Genomic DNA, 3,703 nt, shown 5'->3' on the forward strand with positions numbered 1-3,703 from the left:
CATAGTGGTGAACGGAAACGAAATTTGCCTTGGTTAAGGAGCAAGCTGATGCCTGCATAGTAATATAGTAAAATACTATAATTACTGCTATAGTTTAACATGATTTTATTGACCTTGAATAGCTAACTATTAGCTATAGTACCCTTAGGCACAATTAACGATATACTACTATGTATTAGATTGATATTTAGCTAATTTTAGATAAATAGTTAGGCTATATATTATTTAATATTTTGCATGCTTGTGGAATAAGCTTAGCAGATTGTTGTAGGATAGCACTCGCCAAAATCGCGCCAAGGTAAGCGTGGTACATCAAACCACGTGATCCTAATCCTGTAAAACACCAAGTTTTGTTATCTAACTGATCAATAATTGGGTAAGAAATCCCTAAGGAACGATAGACTCTAATACCAGACTTGTAGCCTAGCACTCGAATATCCCTTTTATACCAAGGGCTTACCTGAGATCGAATCAATCTTGCAGCTTCATCTAGTGTAATATTGGTTAAGTCTTCTCTTGAGGTTGCACCCATATAGCATATGTTTGCTTGATCTGTTAAACTTAGGTAACCATTACCAATAAGGCCGTAGGTAAGACTATTTTCACAGATCAATATTTCTCCTTTTTTTAGTATTAAATTTAATCTAGGATATAATTTAGCCATACTAGCACCACAAGCTAGAATTACTTTGTCAAAGTACGAACTATCATTTAACGTAAAAGGTTGCAATACTAATTTAGCGCCATAATGGGCACATAAATGCCAAATTCCTTTTAGATAAATATCTGTATAAACACTTAATCCACCTGGAATAAATAGAGCTGGTCTGTACACCCCAGTCTGATTGTAAGTGTGTTGCAAGCCCCATAAGGACACATGATGTTGTGTTTGGACTATACTAGCAAAAGTTTCCTGATCTTTTGGGTTTATAGCAAAACGAACTATACCACTCGGTTTATAGGTTGGTTTTCCTATGGCCTGTGCTGCTTTATCCAATAATTGTATAGTTGCAGCTATACCTGGTTGGGCATTCCAGTTAAGCCGTACAGGTGAACCTGTATATGGATGCAATAAGCCTGCAGAGGCGCCTGAGGCGCCTGATCCTATGCCTTGTTTTTCAAATAATTGTACTTTTACCTTATGGTTTCTAGTTAAAAGATGATAACAAGTAGCAAGACCTGCAAGCCCTCCTCCTACAATGGCTATACGCATACCTAATAATTATTATATGTAGACTATCAGAAAGATTATCATTAAGCTATTCGCTCAATAGAATTGATTATTTACTTATGGTAATAAACGGTTCTGTCGTGCCTATAATTTTTTGTATAGAGATTCGCTTTACCTAAAAAGGATATTATTCAGTTTTATCTAGTTCTTACCCAAGAGTTTTTCTACAAAATTGTGGAAAAAATTTTTTGTTATTGTATATTTTCATCTAATTAAAAAATACGATTATGCAATCGAAAAAGAAAGCTCCGATGAATCCAAAAGTTCAAGCGGTCATAGATTTTTTGTTAAAAGGTGGAGCAGATTTATCCACTACTTTTGCCCAAGATGGGCTATTAAAAGTTGTAACGAAAAATATAGTAGAATGGGTGCTGGCATCTGAGATGGAAAATCATTTAGGCTATAGTAAACATAACAGAAATGAGTCTGATAATTAAAGCAATAGCAACTATCTATAACAACGACTTCAAGCTGATTATCCCATCCAAGTGCACATTACCAGCGGAAGTAGTGTTTCGCAGAAATTCTATTTTTACTCTATTAAACCCAAGATCATGTTACCATTCAACGACTATCCTTTTATATACTTTGTAGGTATTGGTGGCATAGGCATGAGTGCCTTAGCACGCTTATTGGCTAAGCAGGGATGCCAAGTTTTTGGATACGATCAGTGCGCATCTGCTGTAGTATCAGCACTCAGAAGGGAGGGCATTTTAATAGATTGTGATGATGATCCTACTGCTATCCCTGAAGTGATTGCTAACCATCCTGACCAAACCTTAGTGGTTTATACACCAGCTATCCCCACTCATAGTGCTATTTTAAACTATTTTAAAGCAGCGGGTTATAAGATTCAATCACGTGCAGAAATATTAGGGCTTATTTCCAAGCAATTTAGGACAATAGCTGTAGCAGGTACACATGGCAAAACAACTACTTCAGCTATGATCGCTCATATACTTTACCAGAGTAATCAACCAATGGTAGCCTTTGTGGGAGGTATCATGGATCGATATCATAGCAACTTGCTGTATAATTGTTCATTAGACCAAGTAGAACTAATGGTAGCAGAAGCCGATGAATTCAATAGATCTTTTTTACATCTTAAACCTACCTTTAGCATTATTACTGCTGCAGATGCAGACCATCCAGAGACCTATAGCACACCTGCCCTTATGCAGGCTAGTTTTATTGAATTTATTCAACAAAATCAGAAAAATTTACTTATACAGCATAGTGCTGCCCATCAGTTAGAGGTTGGTAAACATTATACGCAACCTTTTCGAACTTATGGATTAGACCAAGGAGATATTACAGCGGCTCGTGTAGCTATTGGACTCCATAAAAGTACTTTCGATTATCTAGGATCTGGTATAACGATTACTAATGTGGTTTTACCTATGGCTGGCTTGCATAACATTGAAAATGCATTAGCAGCTATTACGATCTCTTTGGAACTGGGTATACCCGCAATCCAAGTGCGTAAGGCTATGGCTACTTTTCCTGGTATAAAAAGGCGTTTTTGTTTAGTTGCCCAACACAAGAACTACCTATTAATAGATGATTATGCCCATCATCCTGTGGAAATTAGCGCTTTACTTACTTCCGTTAAAAAGCTCTATCCCAGCAGTGTGCTAACGGCTATTTTTCAACCTCATCTTTTTTCACGTACTCAGGCGTTTTATAAAAATTTTGCTGCTAGCTTAAGTCTAGTAGATCAAGTTTTTATATTACCGATCTATCCAGCCAGAGAGGTACCTATTCCAGGCGTTACCGCAGAACTTATTTTTAATGCACTAACCTGTAAACAAAAAGCCTTGGTCACCATGGATGGCTTGCTGACCAACCTAACTGCTTCTTGTTCTATGATTAGAGAACATCAAGTGATTGTTACGATCGGGGCGGGAGATATAGGGGAGATGGTTTCAGCTATAGCTGAAACCATGGCAGCAATTTTTGGGGATAGTGGTTAGATGACATTGGTAAAAAAGTTTTTTTATCCCTCTATATTTTACAGTATCTGTTCACGCAATGGCGTCAACTTAAGAGCTGTATTTAATTGATTTACAGCTATAATAACATGTTTTTTAGTTGCGTTTTTTGGTTATCATTTTATGATTATTTAGCTAAAAACTTTCAAGTATGCTTGGACAGAATCTGTATAAGAACTAAACTTAAAACCTGACCCATAAAATTGGATAGCTGTGATAAAGCAGCCAAAAAAACGCGATTTTTATTTTAAATAACTTTCTTAATCAGTTTATTCCTTAAGTTGACGCCATTGTCTGTTCACGACATTGGTAAAAAATGAATTTTTATTGTTACTTTTTTCTTGATAAAAAAGTAACCAAAAAATCAAGCCCTCAGTAAAAAGTTGCAGCAATCACCTGTTAGAGCTGTAAAAACAGAACTCACCCGCTGCGCGGGTTCAAACAAGCTGTTTTTCTAATCAGCTTTAATAGGTGATTGCCC

3 protein-coding genes are annotated in these 3,703 nt (G+C 36.5%); 2 read left to right on the forward strand and 1 reads right to left on the reverse strand.

From position 1 onward, the window contains the following. Positions 1–214: 214 nt before the first annotated feature. The gene (locus MUW74_RS01590) at positions 215–1,213 is read right to left on the reverse strand and encodes an FAD-binding oxidoreductase (protein ID WP_243518153.1); all 999 of its coding nucleotides are present in this window, start codon (positions 1,211–1,213) and stop codon (positions 215–217) included. 269 nt (positions 1,214–1,482) lie between these two features. Between MUW74_RS01590 and MUW74_RS01595 the strand changes: the two genes are divergently transcribed. Next, complete coding sequence (locus MUW74_RS01595) at positions 1,483–1,668, forward strand: hypothetical protein (RefSeq protein WP_243553033.1); 186 nt, start codon at positions 1,483–1,485, stop codon at positions 1,666–1,668. Positions 1,669–1,785: 117 nt separating this feature from the next. Continuing rightward, on the forward strand, positions 1,786–3,204 hold the full coding sequence (murC, locus tag MUW74_RS01600) for a UDP-N-acetylmuramate--L-alanine ligase (protein WP_243518157.1): 1,419 nt from the start codon (positions 1,786–1,788) through the stop codon (positions 3,202–3,204). Positions 3,205–3,703: the final 499 nt, after the last annotated feature.

The sequence above is a fragment of the Candidatus Cardinium sp. cBcalN2 genome (genome assembly GCF_022810445.1).
GTDB lineage: Bacteria > Bacteroidota > Bacteroidia > Cytophagales > Amoebophilaceae > Cardinium.